The sequence below is a fragment of the Pseudomonas sp. E45-MNA-CIBAN-0222 genome, assembly GCF_040310405.1.
GTDB classification, from domain to species: Bacteria; Pseudomonadota; Gammaproteobacteria; order Pseudomonadales; family Pseudomonadaceae; genus Stutzerimonas; species Stutzerimonas stutzeri_AC.
The window spans coordinates 77,175-96,167 of record NZ_JBEOPU010000009.1 but is presented as its reverse complement, the minus strand read 5'-3'; the positions used below and the strand labels follow the sequence as shown (position 1 = coordinate 96,167).

Here is an 18,993-nt window from a genome sequence, read left to right as displayed (position 1 = left end):
AGAAATGGTGCACGGCGCTGTGCGAATGCACCGCGTCGACCCCTGATGGCAAGCCGTGGATCAGCGCGGATAAAGCGGCGGTAGGGCGTTCTGGTCCTGTTCGATGTTGGGAGTGATCGCCGGAGGCAGGGCTTGGATTGCCTGCCAGAGAGCCTCGCCCTGCCAACGTTGGCCGGCTTCGCTGTAAAGCGCGCCATTAAGGCCGTCCAGAGCATCGGAGAGTGGCACGAAGCGGGCGGCCATGTCGGCCAAGGTCTCCGGTTGTTGCCGCGCCCAGGCGTCCAGTGCCTGTCGAGTGGCTTGGGAGTCGTTGGCCTGGCAGGCGCGGCGCAGATCGTCGAGCAAGCTGCGCGGGGTCGGGCCGGGTTGGAGTGCCCGTTGCACCGCAGGCTGTCGGCGCGCATGCAGCCATAGCCCGAAGCCGGCGAGGGTGCTGAGGGCAAGCAGCGCAGTACTCAGTTGCCATGGCCAGAGTGCTCGCTGTTCGCTGGGTACCGACGTGACCGCGGGTTGCTCGGTGGGTGTCTGCGCGAGATTCGGATTATCGGCGACATCCAGAATGCGTTCATCCAGGGCAGTGCGCTCCAGCCGGTCTTCCACGGTATTCCACCAGACCACCTCAAGCGCGGGCAGCTGTATCGCCCCACTGCGGGTTGGAATCAACGCCTCACGCTGCTCGCGGCTACCGACCAAGCCAACGCCGCTGACTTCGTTTGCCAGGCTCGGCTGATCCGGGTAGCGCCGTAACTCGGCGCTTTGCGCAGAACCGATGGCAGGCAGCTGCGTGCTGGTCAGGCCCTCGGCCTTGAGCAGCAGGCTGCGGGTAAGCGACTCGCCAGTCTGCGCCTGGTCCGGCTCCGGGCTCCACGCCTCAACCAGCGTCAGGCTTCGCGCTGGTAGCCAGGGCGCATCGGCAGGATAGTCCGCCGGCTTGGCTTTGACCGTCAGTGGAATGCTTGGCGAGCGTACCTGGGTCGAGCGCCCCGAACGCGAGCCGAACAGTGAGTTGCTGCCGTTGGTTACAGTGGTCGCGCTGAACAGCTGGGCGGGTATGGTCAGTTCGCCGGATTTCTGCGGAAACAGGGCATAGCGCACTTCGATGACGCCATGGCGTATGCCGTTGATGGTTTTCTCGTAGGTGCGTGACTCGCCGAGGCGCTCTACCAGGGCTTCGGGCATTTGCAAGGGTGACAGGGTGCTGTCGTCGTACAGTGAAACCGAATGAAAGATGCGCAGCGTAAGGATCACCTGCGCTTGCACGTAGACGCTTTCCTGATCGACGCTGGCGTCGATGAAGATCGGCGCCAGTTGATCGCCTTCGCTGCTTTTCAACGATTCCTGTACCAGCAGTGTGATCGGCTCGCTGCGCCACTCGCCCAGTTGCAACGGTGGGATCACGACATAGCCGGTTTGCCGCGGTCGCATCGTGATCAGCCAGCGCGTGATCGCACGGGCTTCACCATTGCTACTGGAGAGTTGATTGACCTGGCGGGTATCGAAGACTTCGAACAGCTCATCCAGTGGCTCAAGATCGGGTTTGCCGAAAACCGCACTGCCCTGGCTTTCCAGACTCAGCTCGAAGGTTTCGTCGATGCTCAGCTGGGTTCGGTCCACGCGGGCGAACAGGCCAACGGCAGCCGCCTGGCTGGCCACCAGGCTAAGCAGAAGAAAAGCCATCAGGCGCATCATCGATTGGTTTCCTGGTGCTTGCGTTGTTCGTAAAGGAATTTTCGTCTTAGCAGCTCGCCGGGATCGTCCGGGATCTGGCGCAACCATTGCTCCATCGCCTGTTGTCGCTCCTGGTCGGGGAGCGCCTCGTGTTGCGCCTGGGCTGTGGAGGCATCCATTTCGTCCGACTCTTTCGCTGCTTCGGTTGTTGAGGGCTGCGCGGCGCCACTGGCTTCGCTGTCCGGCTCGCCTTGGGTGTCGCCAGGCGAAGGAGTACTTGCGGAGCCCGGTTCTTGCGAGGGTGATTGCTGTGGCTGGGACGCTTCGGCCTGTTCGTCCTGCTGATTCTGGTCCTGCTCAGCCTCAGGCTGTTGTTCCTTGCGACTGCGCAGCAGTTCTTCGATAAGGGTCTTGTTGTGTTGCGCCGCTTGCAGGTCGGGTTGCAGTTCCAGTGCCTGATCGTAGGCCTCGATGGCTGCTTCGAACGCCTCGCCACGGGCCAGGGCGTTGCCGCGATTGTAATGATCGGCGGCGCTATCGCCTTCGGCGAACAACTCTGCGGCGCCGGTATAGTCGCCTGCCTGATAGCGGGCTGTGGCCTGCCAGCGACGGTCGACAAAACGCTCGGCGGCCTTTGCCGGCTGCTCCGCTTCGAGCAGTCGCTGGCCCTGCTGGTCGCGACGCAGCCAGAGGTCATCAATTTCGAAAGCGTTGGCAGGTTGCGGCTGCAACAGGAGCAATGGCAGGCAGAACAGCCAGCCGCGCCTGCCGGCCAAGGCGGCAAGCATGAGCAGAGGCAGCAGCAACCAGTGACCCTGGTCCAGCCACGCCTCCAGGCGAGTGACCTCATCGTCGTGTTGCAGTGTACCGGCTTGATCGAACAGGCCCAGGGCTTCCAGGTCGCCGTCACCCAATCGCGCTTGCTGGTAGCGTCCGCCGAGTTCGCCAGCCAGACGTTGCAGCCTGGCATTGTCCAGACGCGGGATGAGGATCGCGCCCTGGGCATCCTTGAGAAAGCTGCCGTTCTCACCGGCGATCGGTGCGCCTTGCTCGGTACCGATGCCAAGGATTAGCAAACGCTCACCACGCCCTTGCAGCAGGGTGGTGATGGCACCACGCTGCTGCTCATCCAGGCTGCTGCCGATCAACAGCATGCGCCCCTGGCCCAGGCCGGCCTGTTCGAGCAGCGCGAGGCCCTTGGCAACGGCGAGATCTGCGCGCTGGCCTGGCTCGGGCATCAGCGCCGGATGCAGGGCATCGAGCAGGTTGCGAGTGGTCGCCAGATCGTCGGACAGCGGCACCACGGTATGGGCGCTGCCGGCGAATACCACTACGGCGGTCTGTACATCCTGGCGACGCTCCAGCAGATCCAGCAGTTTGCGCTTGGCCTGCTCCAGGCGAGTGGGCGGTGCGTCGCTGGCGAGCATCGCAGGTGTGAGCTCCAGCAGCACCACCAAAGGATCGCTGCGTTTGATGCTGGGTTGCTCGAAACGCTGCCAGCTTGGGCCCAGCAATGCGATGACTGCCAGCAGCCAGGCCAGGCCCAGGACCAACCACGGCAGCCGACTGTGGCGCAGTCGGCCTCGGGTCAGCAGGTCGGCGTGGAAGGCTTCGGGTAGCAGACGCTGCCAGCGGCCGATCTGCAGCTGTCGGTGCCACAGCCGCCACAGCAACCAGATGAGCGGTGGCAGGATGATCAGCCAGTAGGGCCGCAGCAGGTGGGGCAGTAGTTCGCTCATCGGCGCTGCTCCCTTCGCCATGCCAGGCGTTGCAGCTGTGCACTCCACAGACTGGCAGCGACCATCAACAGGCTGATCAGCAAAGCAGCCGATAGCGGCCATAGGTAAAGCGCTTCGGCCAGACGTGCCTGGGTTGGCTGCTGGGCTGCCGGCTCGAGACGATCCAGCGTATCGCCAATGGCCTTCAGCTCAGCGCTTGAGGCGGCCCGGAAATACTCGCCGCCGGTCTGCTCGGAGATGGCGCGAAGGGTGGGTTCGTCCAGATCCAGGCCGGGATTGAAGCCGAAGCGGCTGAGCACACCACCTTCTTCCGGCACGGCGCCGATGCCGATGGTATGGATGCGCACACCTTCTTCGGCTGCCAGCGATGCGGCGAGCAGCGGGTCGATCTCGCCGCCGTTGCTGGCGCCGTCTGTGATCAGTACCAGCACGCGACTGTTTGCCGGGCGATCCCTGAGTCGTTTCACGGACAGGCCGATGGCATCGCCGATGGCGGTATTGCTGCCGGCGATGCCGACGCGCGCCTCATCCAGCCAGACACGTACGGTGCGGCGGTCGAAGGTCAGCGGCGCCTGCAGATAAGCCTTGCTGCCGAAAAGGATCAGTCCAACGCGGTCGCCATGACGTTGCTCGATGAAGTCGCCGAGCAGCACCTTGACCAGTTCCAACCGTGTCAGCTCCTCGTTTTGCCATTGCATATCTGGGTAATCCATCGACCCGGATACATCCACAGCCAGCAGCAGATCGCGGCCACTGGTAGGCAGCGGCAGCGGCTCGCCGAGCCATTGTGGTCGGGCGGCAGCAAACAGCAGCAATAGCCAGATCGTGAGGTAGGGCAATTGCTGGCGCCAGGCGGGCAGGGCGACGCGGGCGCGGCGCCCGGAGAGCTGCTGCAACTCGTCTAGGAAACTGACCTTCAAGGCGGCTTCACCGCTATCGGCGGGGGGCAGCAGCGCGCGTAGCACCCAGGGCAGCGGCAGCAACAGGAAGACCCAGGGCCAGGCCAGTTCAAACATGTTTGCGAATCCAGATGTCGACGGATTGTTCGAGGCCGTCGATGGCCTTGTCGTCGAGGCGGCACTCGGCCCGATAGGCGCCTTCGACCAGGATCATCCAGCGCGTCAGCCCGGCGGCCGGGCAACGGTTGTCGAGAAAGGCCAGCCACGCGCGCCCGCTGAGGGTGTGCGGATGATCGTTGGGGTAACGAATGCGGCAGAGTCGCTTGAGCAGTCCGTTGAGCTGCTGCAGCCACTGGCTGGCCGGTTGCCCGCCGTAGGGTTTGCTCAACCGCGACAACTCGATGAGCGCCTCTTGGCGCTGAGGTTCCAGCGGCGGCTCGGGTTGAACACGAGGTTCGCGCTTGAGCAGCCGATGGCGAAGACGCCAGAGCAGTGCAGGAACGATCACGAACAGTAGCCCCAGCAGCCACCAGCCAGGCGCTGGAGGCCACCAAACGATGGGTTCTGGGCTGATCAGCGGCGCAAGTTGATCGAGCGGATTCATGGCCGTGCGCTCGGGTGGCGGACGCTCAGGTGCTCGCGCAGTTGCTCGATCAGGTCGTGCTGGGTATCGAGCGGCATCAGCGGTACCCGCAGGCGATCGGCCAGTCGTTGCCAACGGCCACTGCGCGCCTCGCCCAGTTCGCGGTAGCGCTGACGCAGATCCGCATCGTGGGTATCCAGTTCCAGCCGCGCATTACCTTCGCTGAAGCGCAGCAGGCCGGCGGCAGGCAAGGCGCGATCAAGCGGGTCGAACAGCGGCAGCAACAGCAGGTCGACATGCCGCGCGAGCAGGCTGAGCTGCTGTTCTGCCGCGTCTGTCAGGGTTCGCTCGTCGCAGAGGATTACCGACAGGCTGCCCGGGCGCAGCACTTCGCGAGCCCGGCGCAAGGCCATGCTGAAGGCTTCCGGGTCGAGTCGGCTGTCCGGTTGCAGGTGATTATTGGCTCGGGTGACGCGATCGAGCAGCTGCAACAGGCTCTGTTTGCTGCGCCGCGGCTTGATCTCCTGTTGCTCGCTACCGAACACCAAGCCGCCGACTCGATCATTGTGGCTAAGTGCTGCCCAGCCGATCAGGCTTGCCGCATGAGCCGCCAACACTGACTTGAAAAGGCGGCCGCTGCCGAAGAATAACCGTGGACTCTGCTCGACGACGATATAGATCGGCCGCTCACGCTCTTCGTGGAAGAGCTTGGTATGCGGCTCCTGGGTGCGCGCAGTGACGCGCCAATCGATTGTGCGGACATCATCGCCGGGCTGATAGATGCGTACCTGGTCGAAATCCACGCCACGCCCGCGCAGCTTGGAATGATGCAGGCCCACCAGGGGGCTACGTCGGTGTGGCGTAGAGAACAGCGGTACTTCACGAACGCGATGGCGCATATCGATGAGCTCGGCAAGGCTCACACGGATACCGGAGTCCTTCTCGCTCGGCTGCCCGGTGGTGGAACCCTGCGGTTGCATCAGGCCACCGCGACCACATCGAGAATGCGCTGGATGACACGATCCTGATCGATTCCGGCGGCTTCTGCCTCGAAAGAGAGAATCAGGCGGTGACGCAGTACGTCGAAGAGCATTGCCTGAATGTCTTCAGGGCTGACGAAATCTCGCCCGGCCAGCCACGCATGGGCACGGGCGCAGCGATCCAGCGAGATGGAGCCGCGCGGACTTGCGCCATAGGCGATCCATTCGGCCAGCTCGGTATCGAATTTCGCCGGGGTGCGAGTGGCCATTACCAGCTGCACAAGGTATTCCTCCACCGCATCGGCCATGTACAGGCCGAGGATGTCCTTTCTTGCGGCGAAGATCGCCTGCTGGCTGACCCGATGCTCCGGTGCCGCCTCGCCATTGATCGCCTCGCCACGGGCCTGCTGGAGGATGCGGCGCTCGACCGAGGCGTCAGGAAAACCGATCTTCACGTGCAGCAGGAAGCGGTCGAGCTGCGCCTCGGGTAGCGGGTAGGTGCCTTCCTGTTCGATCGGGTTTTGCGTCGCCATCACCAGGAACAGCGGCGGCAGATCGTAGGTGCTGCGTCCGACGCTGACCTGTCGCTCGGCCATCGCTTCGAGCAGCGCCGATTGCACCTTGGCCGGCGCTCGGTTGATTTCGTCAGCAAGCACCAGGTTATGGAAGATAGGCCCCTGCTGAAAAACGAAGCTGCCGGTTTCCGGGCGATAGATTTCAGTGCCGGTGATGTCCGCAGGCAATAGATCGGGAGTGAACTGGATACGATGGAACTCCGCCTCCAGACCCTCGGCGAGTTCCTTGATGGCCCGGGTCTTGGCCAGACCCGGAGCGCCTTCGACGAGCATGTGGCCGTCGGCGAGCAAGGCAATCAGCAGGCGCTCGATCAGCCGTTCCTGGCCTAGAATCTGGGTGGACAGGAACTGTCGCAGCGCGAGTATCGATTCACGGTGATCCATCGTTTCAAGTCTTCCAGGTGGGCGGCAAATCGGCAGCCACGGCTGTCCGGGCCGCTGCCTGCTATCGGCTGCTACAGACAGTCGCAGGTGGCTGTAGGAGAAGCGCCACTTTACTGCATTAACCCTCAACTAGACTAACCTTGAACCTTCGTCCTGTGCCGTCAGTCACTACCGACGAGCCTTTCCCCAGCAAGCCAAGCGGAGCCATACATGGCGTTCTTTTCAGCGGCCAGCAAAGCCGACTTTCAGCAGCAACTGCAGACAGCATTAGCGCAACACGTAGACACGAAAATCCTGCCGCAACTGAGCCTGTTTGCCGAACAGTTCTTCGGCATCGTCGCGCTGCCCGAGCTCACCGAGCGGCGCATGAGCGATCTGGTCGGTTCGACGCTGGCCAGCTGGCGCCTGCTCGAGCGCTTCGACCCCGCCACACCTGAAGTGCAGGTGTTCAACCCCGATTTCGAGAAGCATGGCTGGCAGTCGACCCACAGCGTGGTCGAGGTGTTGCACCCGGACATGCCGTTTCTTGTCGACTCGGTGCGTATGGAGCTGACCCGTCGTGGCTACAGCATCCACACCCTGCAGACCAGCGTGCTGCAGGTTCGCCGCGCCGCCGACGGCACCCTGCTCGAGCTGTTACCGAAGGATCAGCGTGCCTCTGACAGTCACGCAGAATCATTGATCTTCGTAGAAATCGACCGCTGCGCCAGCCCATCGGCGTTGCGCGAACTCGAACAGTCTTTGCTGGGTGTGCTGGCTGATGTGCGGCAGGTGGTGGGCGATTTCGCCGCCATGAAAGGTAAAGCAGTTGAGCTGCAAGGACGGCTGGAGCAGGTCAATCTGCGCATCGATGGCGATGAGCTGGACGAGATCCGTGACTTCATGCGCTGGTTGGCAGACGACCACTTCACCTTCCTCGGTTACGAGGAATTCTCCGTGCAGGAGCAGGCCGACGGTGGGCGTATCGTCTATGACGAAAGCTCGCTGCTGGGCCTGTCGCGCACCATGCGCACCGGACTCTCCGAAGAAGAGCAATCGCTTACCGGCCAGTCGGTCAGCTACCTGCGCGAGCCTTTGCTGTTGTCCTTTGCCAAGGCGGCCATGCCCAGCCGCGTGCATCGTCCGGCTTACCCGGACTTCGTCTCGGTGCGTGAATTCGATGACGAGGGGCGGGTGGTTCGCGAGTGCCGCTTCCTCGGTTTGTTCACTTCGTCTGTCTACACCCAAAGCGTGCGGCGTATTCCGTTCATTCGCCGCAAGGTCGAGACGGTCGTGCAGCGCGCCAATTTCGGCAGCTCAGCGCACTTGGCCAAGGAGTTGGTGCAGGTCCTCGAAGTGCTGCCGCGTGACGAGCTGTTCCAGGCGCCGATTGACGAGTTGTTCGAAAATGCCATCGCCATCGTGCAGATCCAGGAGCGCAATCGACTGCGGTTGTTCCTGCGTTTCGACCCCTATCGACGTTTCTGTTACTGCCTGGTGTACGTGCCGCGTGACAGCTATTCCACCGAGACACGGCTGAAGATCCAGCAGGTTCTGCAGGAGCGCCTCGAGGCCAGTGATTGCGAGTTTTCCACCTACTTCTCCGAATCGGTGCTGACGCGAGTGCAGTTCATCCTGCGCCTTGATCCCAACAGGGCGTTGCAGGTCGATACGGCGCGTCTGGAGCAGGAAGTGCTGCAGGCCTGCCGCACCTGGCAGGACGATTACCTGAGTTTGGTGGTCGAGCGTTTTGGCGAGGCCAAGGGCACACATTTGCTTGGCGAGTTCCCGAAAGGCTTCCCAGCCGGTTATCGCGAGCGCTTCTCGCCGCAATCGGCCACTGTCGACATGCAGCATGTGCTCGACCTCAGCGAGGAACGTCCGCTGGTGATGAGCTTCTATCAGCCGATCACGGCTGAAGAGAACCGCCTGCACTGCAAGCTCTATCACCTGAATACGCCGCTGCCGCTGTCGGACATCCTGCCGATCATGGAGAACCTGGGGCTACGGGTGCTCGGCGAGTTTCCGTTCCGGCTGCGCGACAGAAACGGCCGCGAGTACTGGATACACGATTTTGCCTTTACCTATGCCGAAGGTCTGGAAATCGACCTGCTCGAGATCAACGAAGCGCTGCAGGATGCGTTCATCCATATCTATGGAGGCCATGCCGAGAACGACGGATTCAACCGGCTGGTGCTGACCGCGGGGCTGGCCTGGCGTGAAGTGGCCCTGCTACGCGCCTATGCGCGCTATCTCAAACAGATCCGCATGGGCTTCGACCTTGGCTACATTGCCAGCGCGCTGCTCAACCACACGGACATCGCCCGTGAGCTGGTGCGGCTATTCAAGATGCGCTTTTACCTCGCGCGCAAGCTCGGTGACGAGGATCTGGCCGACAAGCAACAACGGCTGGAGCAGGCGATTCTCACTGCCCTGGATGATGTGGCGGTGCTCAACGAAGACCGGATTCTACGGCGCTATCTGGCGCTGATTCAGGCGACCCTGCGTACCAACTTCTATCAGCCGGATGCCAACGGTAAACCCAAACAGTATTTCAGCTTCAAGCTCGATCCGCGCTCGATCCCGGAGATGCCACGGCCCGCGCCGATGTACGAGATCTTCGTCTATTCGCCACGGGTCGAAGGTGTGCACCTGCGCGGTGGCAAAGTGGCCCGCGGCGGATTGCGCTGGTCTGATCGCGAAGAGGACTACCGCACCGAAGTACTCGGCCTGGTCAAGGCGCAGCAAGTGAAGAATGCGGTGATCGTTCCCGGCGGCGCGAAAGGCGGCTTTGTACCGCGTCGTCTGCCTACCAGCGGTACGCGGGATGATATTCAGGGCGAAGCGATCGCCTGCTATCGCATCTTCATCAGTGGCCTGCTCGACATTACCGACAACCTGCACGAAGGTCAGGTCGTTCCGCCGGCCAACGTGCTGCGCTATGACGGCGATGATCCCTACCTGGTGGTCGCTGCGGACAAGGGCACCGCGAGCTTTTCGGACATCGCCAACGGCATCGCCGCCGAATACGACTTCTGGCTCGGCGATGCCTTTGCCTCGGGCGGTTCAGCAGGCTACGACCACAAGAAGATGGGCATCACCGCGCGCGGCGCCTGGGTATCCGTGCAGCGTCACTTCCGTGAGCGCGGCATCAACGTGCAGACCGATGTGATCAGTGTCATCGGTATCGGCGACATGGCCGGTGACGTGTTCGGCAACGGTCTGCTGATGTCCGAAACCCTGCAGCTGGTAGCGGCGTTCAACCATCTGCATATCTTCATCGATCCCAATCCCGACCCTGCGCGCAGTTTCATCGAGCGCAAGCGCCTGTTCGACCTGCCGCGCTCGTCGTGGACGGATTACGACGCCTCGCTGATCTCCGAAGGCGGTGGCATCTTCCCGCGCTCGGCCAAGCGGGTTGCGATTACGCCACAGATGAAAGAGCGCTTCGCCATTGAGGCGGATCAGCTGACGCCGGCTGAACTGATCCATGCGCTGCTCAAGGCACCGGTGGACCTGTTGTGGAACGGCGGTATCGGTACCTATGTGAAGAGCAGCGGCGAAAGCCACGCCGAAGTCGGCGACAAGGCCAACGATGCGGTGCGGGTAAATGGCGCCGACCTGCGCGCCAAGGTAGTGGGCGAGGGCGGCAACCTCGGCATGACCCAGCTGGGACGCGTCGAGTACGCGCTGCATGGTGGCTCGAGCAATACCGACTTCATCGATAATGCCGGCGGCGTCGATTGCTCGGATCATGAAGTGAACATCAAGATCCTGCTCAACGAGGTTGTCAGTGCCGGTGACATGACCGCCAAGCAGCGCGATCAACTGCTGTTCGAAATGACCGACGCGGTGGCCGAGCTGGTGCTGCAGAACAACTACAAGCAGACCCAGGCGCTTTCTCAGGCGCAGCATCGTTCGCGTGAGCGGGCCGCCGAATATGTTCGGTTGATCAATGCACTGGAGGCAGCGGGGCAGCTCGATCGGGCGCTCGAATTCCTGCCAACCGATGAAGCCCTGGCTGAGCGCGCGACTATCGGCAAAGGGCTGACCCGGCCGGAACTGTCGGTACTGATTTCCTACAGCAAGATCGAGCTCAAGAAAGCGCTGCTGGATTCGCGTGTGCCGGACGACGCTTACCTAACTCGGGAAATGGACAGCGCCTTCCCCCAGCAACTTGCTGAGCGTTTTCACGAAGCGATGCTCCAGCACCGCCTCAAGCGCGAAATCGTTGCCACCCAGATCGCCAATGATCTGGTCAACAACATGGGGATCACCTTCGTCCAGCGCTTGAACGAGGCAACCGGCATGAGTGCGGCGAATGTCGCCGGCGCCTATGTCATCGTGCGCGACATCTTCCACCTGCCTCATTGGTTCCGGCAGATCGAGGCGCTGGATCATAAGGTGCCCGCCGAGCTGCAACTGGCCCTGATGGATGAGCTTATGCGCTTGGGCCGCCGCGCGACGCGCTGGTTCCTGCGCAATCGTCGTAGCGAGTTGGATGCCGCACGCGACGTCGCGCATTTTGGCCCGCGGGTAGCTGCCCTCGGTCTGAAGCTTGATGAGCTGCTTCAGGGCTCGACCCGTGACCGTTGGCAGGAGCGCTATCAGCGTTATACCGAAGCCGGGGTGCCGGAGCTGCTGGCGCGCATGGTGGCCGGAACCAGCCATCTGTACACACTGTTGCCGATTCTCGAGGCCGCTGACGAAACCGGCCAGGTGCCTGCGCAGGTGGCGGCAACCTACTTTGCCGTCGGTGGCGCGCTGGAGCTTCCCTGGTATCTGCATCTGTTGACCAATCTGCCCGTGGCCAACAACTGGCAGGCCCTGGCGCGCGAAAGCTTCCGCGACGACCTCGACTCACAGCAGCGCAGCATCACGGTATCGGTGCTGCAGATGGAGAACGGTCCGGAGGCGATCAGCGAGCGGGTCGACGCCTGGTTGTCTCAGCGACCAGTACTGCTGGAGCGCTGGCGCTCGATGCTGGCCGAGCTGCGCGCTGCCAGCGGCAACGACTACGCCATCTATGCAGTCGCCAGTCGCGAGCTGCAAGGGCTGGCGCAGTCGGTAGGGCATGGCTGACGGCCGTGAGATTCCTTCTGCGGACGATTTGTCCGTAGAAGGTCAGGCCTCAGGCGATCAGACAGCGCACCGTCCCTCAGGACGGTGCGCTGTTTTTGCGTTGTAGGTCTGAGTTAACGGTATTAAGTGTCGGAGGTTTAGTCTTGCGCCGGTAGCCCGACCTTGAAGCGAGTGATTTGCGGCAGATCACGCAGATAGCGGATCAAATCCGGCGCTCCAGCCAGCTTCAAACCCTCGCCTATAGCATTGGCTGTGGGATCGCGCTTTTCCAGCAACAGCAGCTCCGAGTTGCTGGCGTCGCGCAGCAGCGTCAAGCGAGCGTAGGGGACCTGGCTGTCGAGAAGCAGGGCCATGAATTCACGATCGCTCCAAGCCTGAGCTGGCATGGTCACGGCGTGATATTCCGCGTCCAGCGCATGAATGCCCCCACGGTCGAGCCGGTAGTCGGTTACGTCCGCTGGCAGCATCACTTCCAGGCCGCGAAGCCTTGCATAGGCTACAGCGCAGGCAAAGGCTTCGAGGTGGTATTCGCCAGCCCAGTAAAGGCGCTCGCCGAGCCAGCTTGCCTGGCGTACGTCAATCGGCAAGCCTTTGTCGAAACCGGGCAGGGCGGTGCCGAGCGTCCGCAGAAAATCCTTGTAGCTGATGATGCGCACCTGTCGGCAGGCCGAGGTGGTGGCGAACGCTTCGAAAGTTGGATAGCTCAGCGCATCCTTACATTGACCACCAAAGCCGTCGATCTGCCGTAGGTCAAGCTGTGTCCGGACGCAATCCTTGGTAATCAGGCGAGTCAGCGCTGCATGCGCGCGCGCTTTGTCTTCCTGTACGGGGCCGGACAGTGCACCGCGTGGGAGTTCAAGCAAGCGCTGCAGACAGGGGCCGTCATTCCAGAAGATGCTTGGTTCAGGCTCGGGCATTCGAGTGAAAGGCAGCTGTAAGCTGCTAGCTCGGTCCTGAACGGGAAGCGAAGCCTTGGAACGCAGCCCGAGGCGTTGCGCAAGTCTGGCGATTTGGGATGTCAGTAAAGGCATGGGCTCGGGCAGGCTCATCATGATGCTTGAGCTCTCAGGGCTACGGCCGAAGTGTGGCAGACCCGTAGCATTTGCGCACGGGCTTTGCACCACCCGTGGCTCGATCCTGCGTAGCAGGTCTGCCCAATCATCGGGTGCCGATGTGGCAATATCGCTGAAAAGATCATGAGGAGCCTCCATGCCAAATCTGGTGCTGGATATCGCGCTGCCCGCCGAACGAATGAAAGCGGTGTACCAGGGCCATGCGAATCGAGTCCTGATTCGTAGCCGCGACGGGACGCGAGTCAGCCTTCCTGCACATCATTTGCGCCCGTTTTTGACACACGAAGGCGTATTTGGTTCCTTCGAACTCGAATTTGATGGGCAGGGCCATCTGGTACGCCTGCTTCGGCTTAAGTAGTCGTAGTCCCAGCCTGACTGTCGCGCGGCATTTCGTAATGCTGGCCACCGCTGAACTTGCCTCGGGCTGCTATACTCCGCGTCCACATTTACCGAGACTTTAGGCTGCGTATGTATAACCTGGCCCGCCAGCTTTTGTTCAAGTTATCTCCGGAAACTTCCCATGAACTTTCCCTTGAGCTGATTGGCGCAGGTGGCCGTCTCGGGCTCAACTCAATGCTGGGCAAATCGCCGGCAGCGTTGCCTGTACGAGTGATGGGACTTGATTTCCCCAATCCGGTCGGCCTGGCAGCAGGACTGGACAAGAACGGTGAGGCCATTCGCGGAATGTCGCAGCTGGGCTTCGGTTTCATCGAAGTGGGAACCGTGACGCCGCGCCCGCAGCCAGGCAACCCCAAGCCACGGATATTTCGTCTGCCTGAGGCTGAGGCGATCATCAATCGCATGGGTTTCAATAACCATGGTGTAGATGCGCTGCTGGCGCGGGTTGAGGCCGCCAGATTCAAAGGCGTGCTCGGTATCAACATTGGCAAGAACTTCGATACTCCCGTGGAACGAGCCGATGAGGACTATCTGCTCTGTCTGGATAAGGTCTATCACCACGCCAGCTATGTCACGGTGAACGTCAGTTCGCCAAATACGCCGGGCCTGCGCAGCCTGCAGTTTGGCGATTCGCTCAAGAAGCTGCTCGACGCGCTGCGCCTGCGCCGCGAGGATCTTGAGATCATGCATGGCAAGCGTGTGCCGCTGGCCATCAAGATCGCTCCGGACATGACCGACGAGGAAACTGCATTGGTAGGCGAGGCGGTTTTTCAGGCGGGGATGGATGCGATCATCGCCACCAACACTACGCTCGGTCGTGAAGGGGTTGCCGGCCTGGCATATGCCGATGAAGCCGGTGGCTTGTCGGGTGCACCCGTACGGGAAAAAAGCACTCACACGGTCAGAGTGCTGGCGCAGACACTCGGCGGGCGGCTACCGATCATTGCGGTAGGCGGGATTACCGAGGGTCGTCATGCGGCAGAGAAAATCGAGGCGGGTGCCAGCCTGGTTCAGCTGTATTCGGGCTTTATCTACAAGGGACCGGCATTGATCCGCGAGGCGGTGGACGCGATCGCGGCGTTGCGTTCACAAGCGCGCTGATGATGCCGGAAGGGGCTCCGGTTGGAGCCCCTGGGCTTCTAGCCCGCCGCCCGGATAGGGCGTGCTGTATCAAGTCGGATGGATCGGTGAATCAGCCGACCGCGTGAAGTTCGTTGAGTCTATGCAGACCGGCCGTGCCGGTCAGACCATCCCAGTTGTCGCCGCGACCCTCCCGCCAGCCGTTTATCCAGGCTTGGCGAACATTGGGATGCGAAAAAGGACAGAGGTCGCGAGATTTGCCATGTATGCCATGTTGATAACCGCGCAGAAATGCTCGTTCCATCGGATCACGCTTGAGTCTTCTCATTGGGTATTGCCCTCAGTGGTTGACTGGTGTTCCTGTGGCCTCATGGCGAGACCGGGCAGATAGACTGCCAATGAAGCACGCTGCCGGCGTGGCGCGCTTCGCCGACGTCATTGCGACGCCGGCCTGAGGTAAGTTCTAACCCAATGGCCTAGAGGCTGGAATGATCGTTTTGTCATAAGTAGGTAACGAATCTATGGTTCTACCCATAAGCCGTTTAGGGCGCTACGTGTAAAGCTCTTAGCTAAGCTGCTTGCGCCGCTGTCTTGAGGTTGTTTCGTTTCTTTCTTTTATTTTCTTTGCTGGGCTTGTTCCGACGAAAGGGTCGTGACGGTCCGACGCACCTTTTTATGGAAACACCATGACCGATCGCCATGAACTGATCCTCACCTGCCCCAAGGGACTCGAAGGCCTTTTGCTCGAAGAAGCCACCGCACTTGGGCTGGAAGAAGGGCGCGAGCAGACTTCAGCCATCCGCGGTTTTGCTGCGTTGGAAGTGGCCTACCGATTGTGCCTATGGTCGCGCCTGGCCAATCGTGTGCTTTTGGTGATCAGTCGCTTTCCAACGACTGATGCCGAGACGCTTTATCAAGGCGTCCATGCTGTCGACTGGGCGGAACACCTGCAGCCGCAGGGCAGCCTGGCCGTGGAGTTCAGTGGTCGTGGCTCCGGCATCGACAACACTCATTTCGGTGCGCTGAAGGTGAAGGATGCAATCGTCGACCGACTGCGCACCGCGTCTGGCGAGCGTCCCAGCATCGACAAGCTCGACCCTGATCTGCGTGTGCATCTGCGCCTCGACAAGGGGCAAGCGGTGCTTTCGCTCGACCTATCCGGGCACAGCCTGCACCAGCGTGGCTATCGACTGCAGCAGGGTGCAGCGCCGCTCAAGGAGAACCTTGCTGCTGCGATCCTTATCCGTGCCGGTTGGCCACGTATTGCCGCTGCTGGGGGCGCGCTGACAGACCCCATGTGTGGTGTCGGCACCTTTCTGGTCGAGGGGGCGATGATGGCGGCAGACATCGCGCCGAACCTCAAACGCGAGCGTTGGGGTTTCACTGCTTGGCTAGGGCACGTTCCGGCATTGTGGACCCGTTTGCATGCCGAAGCACTGGCGCGGGCGGAGGTCGGGCTGGCCAAGCCACCGTTGTGGATTCGTGGTTACGAAGCTGACCCACGCCTGATTCAGCCGGCGCGCAATAACATCGAGCGTGCTGGGCTGGAGAGCTGGATCAAGGTCTACCAGGGCGACGTAGGTGACTTCGAGCCGCGCCCGGACCAGAATCAGAAGGGTTTGGTCATCTGTAATCCGCCTTATGGCGAGCGGCTTGGCGACGAGGCGAGCCTCCTCTATCTCTATCAGAACCTGGGCGAACGCCTCCGCCAGGCCTGCCTGGGTTGGGAGGCGGCTGTTTTTACGGGTGCTCCAGATCTCGGCAAGCGCATGGGCATCCGCAGTCACAAGCAGTACGCGTTCTGGAACGGCGCGCTGCCGTGCAAGCTGCTGCTGATCAAGGTCGAACTGGATCAGTTCGTGACCGGCCAGCGCACCACCATCGCTGCGAGTGAGGAAGATGCTCCGCAGGCACCGGTTGAGCAGGCGCGTCTCAGTGAAGGCGGTCAGATGTTCGCCAACCGTCTGCAGAAAAATCTGCGTCAGCTAGGCAAGTGGGCGCGCCGAGAGGGCATCGAGTGTTATCGCCTGTATGACGCGGACATGCCGGAGTATGCGTTGGCGATCGACCTGTACCGCGATTGGGTGCATGTGCAGGAATATGCGCCACCGCGTTCTATTGACCCGGAAAAGGCTCAGGTACGCCTGCTTGATGCCTTGGCCGCCATTCCCCAGGCATTAGGCATTCCGCGCGAAAAAGTCGTGGTCAAGCGCCGTGAACGCCAGACGGGTACGCGTCAGTACGAACGTCAGGCCTCTCAGGGCGCGTTCCTTGAGGTGGCTGAGGGCGGCGTCAAGCTGCTGGTAAACCTTACTGATTACCTGGATACCGGGCTGTTCCTTGATCATCGCCCACTCCGCCTGCGCATCCAGAAGGAAGCGGGCGGCAAGCGCTTCCTCAACCTCTTCTGCTATACCGCGACGGCTACGGTGCACGCTGCTAAAGGCGGGGCGCGCAGTACTACGAGCGTTGATCTGTCGAGAACCTATCTAGACTGGGCTCGCCGTAACCTCTCGCTCAACGGGCTTTCAGACCGTCAGCGGTTGGAGCAGGGTGATGTAATGGCGTGGCTGGAAGAGGATCGTGGTGAATATGATCTGATCTTTATCGACCCGCCGACATTCTCTAACTCCAAGCGCATGGAGGGCGTTTTCGACGTGCAGCGTGATCACCTGGCTCTGCTCGATCTTGCCATGGCACGGCTGGCGGCGGGCGGGACGTTGTATTTCTCCAACAACTTCCGCAAATTCGAGCTCAATGCAAGCTTGAGCGAGCGTTACGCCGTTGAAGAAATCACTGCCGCAACACTGGATGAGGATTTCCGTCGTAATCCGCGGATTCACCGCGCCTGGAAATTGCAGGCGCGGTAATACCTACTATAGCCGCGTCCAGGCATTTGCGAATGCCGCTTAGCGATCAAGGCAGGCCAGCGGCCTGCCTTGTGCGCAGTTTCAGCGCTGCGCGGTGCTCTCGCTGCGCTGGTTGTACAAGCTGACCAGTACCTGGTCGAGGATCGACGAGGCACCCCAGGGGCGGGGGTGATTCAGGATGGCGACCACAGCCCAGACGTTCCCGTCCCCGTCCCGACTGTAGCCTGCAATCGCCCGGACATTGTTCAACGTCCCCGTCTTGATGTGCGCCTTTCCGGCCACCGGGGTATTGCGTAGGCGCTTGCGCATGGTGCCGTCCACAGCCGCCAGCGGCATCGACGAGATGAACTCGGCAGAGTAAGGGCTGCGCCAGGCGGCCTGCAGCAAGCTGCCAAATTCTCGCGCGCTGACGCGTTCAGCACGCGAGAGCCCCGAGCCGTTCTCGATCACCAGGTGCGGGGAAATGAGCCCCTTCTTCGCCAGCCACTGGCGGATGACCCGTTGCGCCGCCTTGGCGTCATCACCATCCGCCTCGTTACGGAACTCCGCACCAAGGCTCAGAAACAGCTGCTTGGCCATGGTGTTGTTGCTGTACTTGTTTACGTCCCTAATGATCTCTGTCAGGTCCGGAGAATAGGCTCTGGCCAGCAGGCGCGCTTTGCTGGGTACTGTGGCGACGCGGTCACGGCCCAGGATGCTGCCGCCGAGTTCACCCCAAATGGCGCGAACGGCACCTGCGGCATAGCGTTCATGATCCAGCAGTGCCAGGTAGGTCTGGGCGCTGCAGCCGTCGGCGAGTTTGCCCGTAACCACCACAGTGACACCATCACCATCTGGAACCGGGTTATAGAGCACCTCGGGCCAGCCGGGGCATTTGGCTGCAGGCAGCGCTTGCACGCGGTTGTCGATGCGCACGCTGGCAATGGGGGGTTCGACCGCGATATTAACCTTGCCGCCATCGTTGCGGACGATGAAGCGCAGCGCCTTGAGGTTAACCAGGAGCGAGTCCGGGCCGACCAGAAACGGTTTGTTCTGATCACCTCCGTCATCATCGAATATCGGCAGGTTGGGCTGGACGAAGTGGCTGCGGTCCAGTACCAGGTCACCGGTGACCTTATTCACTCCATTGGCGCGTAGATCACGTAGCAGCAACCAGAGCTTCTCCATGTTCAGCTTTGGATCGCCGCCGCCTTTCAGGTAAAGGTTGCCGTTGAGCGTACCGTCCACCAAAGGACCGTCGGCATAGAACTCGGTCTTCCATTGATGGTTAGGCCCGAGCAGATCAAGTGCCGCAAAAGTGGTGATCAGCTTCATGGTTGACGCAGGATTGACCGACACATCCGCATTGATGAAGGTCGGCACGCCGTCGCCGGTGAGTGGCAACATCACCACCGAGAGTGCATCACTGTTGATTTTATTGGCCTTCAGCGCCTGCTCGACGCGGGCTGGCAGCGTTTGATTAACGCCGGCTGCGTGCAGTGGAAGGGCCATTGGTAAAACGAGCGCGAAGAGGCTGATGCCGCGAAAAATCCGGTTCATGGACGAGCGCCTCTGGGCAGGCACGGGGAGTGACTGGCAATACGATTTTGCATGCGATTTCCCACTACTCCAAGGGAACGAATGCGGGCCATTATGCCCGGGCTGTAGAGGCGCTGTGCCTCTATCCGATAAGCGTAGCTGTG

General features: G+C 61.5%; 13 protein-coding genes. 4 read left to right on the top strand and 9 right to left on the bottom strand.

The features are described 5' to 3' along the window. Window positions 1-60 precede the first annotated feature (60 nt). Genes AAEZ08_RS14800 through AAEZ08_RS14775 form a run of 6 tightly spaced genes read right to left on the bottom strand, consistent with a single transcriptional unit; the run spans window position 61 to window position 6,828 of the window. Window positions 61-1,689 carry a BatD family protein gene (locus AAEZ08_RS14800; RefSeq protein ID WP_427703180.1) on the bottom strand — a complete coding sequence of 543 codons (1,629 nt, stop codon included), beginning with the start codon at window positions 1,687-1,689 and terminating at the stop codon, window positions 61-63. Next, entirely contained in the window at window positions 1,686-3,407 is a 1,722-nt protein-coding gene (locus AAEZ08_RS14795) for a VWA domain-containing protein (protein WP_500124622.1), read from the bottom strand. The genes AAEZ08_RS14800 and AAEZ08_RS14795 overlap by 4 nt, the downstream gene beginning before the upstream one ends. After that, entirely contained in the window at window positions 3,404-4,423 is a 1,020-nt protein-coding gene (locus tag AAEZ08_RS14790) for a vWA domain-containing protein (RefSeq protein ID WP_003280728.1), read from the bottom strand. The genes AAEZ08_RS14795 and AAEZ08_RS14790 overlap by 4 nt, the downstream gene beginning before the upstream one ends. After that, entirely contained in the window at window positions 4,416-4,910 is a 495-nt protein-coding gene (locus tag AAEZ08_RS14785; protein WP_003280730.1) for a DUF4381 domain-containing protein, read from the bottom strand. Before AAEZ08_RS14785 ends, AAEZ08_RS14790 begins: the two co-directional genes overlap by 8 nt. Then, window positions 4,907-5,869, bottom strand: coding sequence for a DUF58 domain-containing protein (locus AAEZ08_RS14780; RefSeq protein WP_003280731.1), 963 nt, complete (start codon window positions 5,867-5,869; stop codon window positions 4,907-4,909). The genes AAEZ08_RS14785 and AAEZ08_RS14780 overlap by 4 nt, the downstream gene beginning before the upstream one ends. Beyond that, window positions 5,869-6,828 (bottom strand): AAA family ATPase, encoded by a 960-nt coding sequence (locus tag AAEZ08_RS14775; RefSeq protein WP_058064626.1) that lies wholly within the window; start codon window positions 6,826-6,828, stop codon window positions 5,869-5,871. Before AAEZ08_RS14775 ends, AAEZ08_RS14780 begins: the two co-directional genes overlap by 1 nt. A 210-nt stretch (window positions 6,829-7,038) precedes the next feature. Between AAEZ08_RS14775 and AAEZ08_RS14770 the strand changes: the two genes are divergently transcribed. After that, complete coding sequence (locus AAEZ08_RS14770) at window positions 7,039-11,889, top strand: NAD-glutamate dehydrogenase (protein ID WP_500124621.1); 4,851 nt, start codon at window positions 7,039-7,041, stop codon at window positions 11,887-11,889. A 137-nt stretch (window positions 11,890-12,026) separates the two neighbouring features. Here the strand turns inward: AAEZ08_RS14770 and AAEZ08_RS14765 are convergent, their stop codons facing one another. Further along, the gene (locus AAEZ08_RS14765; protein WP_500124620.1) at window positions 12,027-12,941 is read right to left on the bottom strand and encodes a DUF6685 family protein; all 915 of its coding nucleotides are present in this window, start codon (window positions 12,939-12,941) and stop codon (window positions 12,027-12,029) included. Between the two features lie 157 nt (window positions 12,942-13,098). On the opposite strand from AAEZ08_RS14765, the gene AAEZ08_RS14760 reads away from it, so the two are divergent. Beyond that, the gene (locus AAEZ08_RS14760; protein ID WP_003280737.1) at window positions 13,099-13,320 is read left to right on the top strand and encodes a DUF2835 domain-containing protein; all 222 of its coding nucleotides are present in this window, start codon (window positions 13,099-13,101) and stop codon (window positions 13,318-13,320) included. A 110-nt stretch (window positions 13,321-13,430) separates the two neighbouring features. Next, entirely contained in the window at window positions 13,431-14,462 is a 1,032-nt protein-coding gene (locus AAEZ08_RS14755) for a quinone-dependent dihydroorotate dehydrogenase (RefSeq protein WP_500124619.1), read from the top strand. Window positions 14,463-14,553: 91 nt separating this feature from the next. Here AAEZ08_RS14755 and rmf read toward each other — a convergent pair whose 3' ends face one another. After that, window positions 14,554-14,769 (bottom strand): ribosome modulation factor, encoded by a 216-nt coding sequence (rmf, locus tag AAEZ08_RS14750; protein ID WP_003280740.1) that lies wholly within the window; start codon window positions 14,767-14,769, stop codon window positions 14,554-14,556. A gap of 358 nt (window positions 14,770-15,127) precedes the next feature. On the opposite strand from rmf, the gene rlmKL reads away from it, so the two are divergent. Next, window positions 15,128-17,311: a bifunctional 23S rRNA (guanine(2069)-N(7))-methyltransferase RlmK/23S rRNA (guanine(2445)-N(2))-methyltransferase RlmL gene (rlmKL, locus tag AAEZ08_RS14745; RefSeq protein ID WP_500124618.1), complete on the top strand. Its 2,184-nt coding sequence runs from the start codon at window positions 15,128-15,130 to the stop codon at window positions 17,309-17,311. Window positions 17,312-17,392: 81 nt separating this feature from the next. Here the strand turns inward: rlmKL and dacB are convergent, their stop codons facing one another. After that, window positions 17,393-18,850: a D-alanyl-D-alanine carboxypeptidase/D-alanyl-D-alanine endopeptidase gene (dacB, locus tag AAEZ08_RS14740; RefSeq protein WP_500124617.1), complete on the bottom strand. Its 1,458-nt coding sequence runs from the start codon at window positions 18,848-18,850 to the stop codon at window positions 17,393-17,395. Window positions 18,851-18,993: the final 143 nt, after the last annotated feature.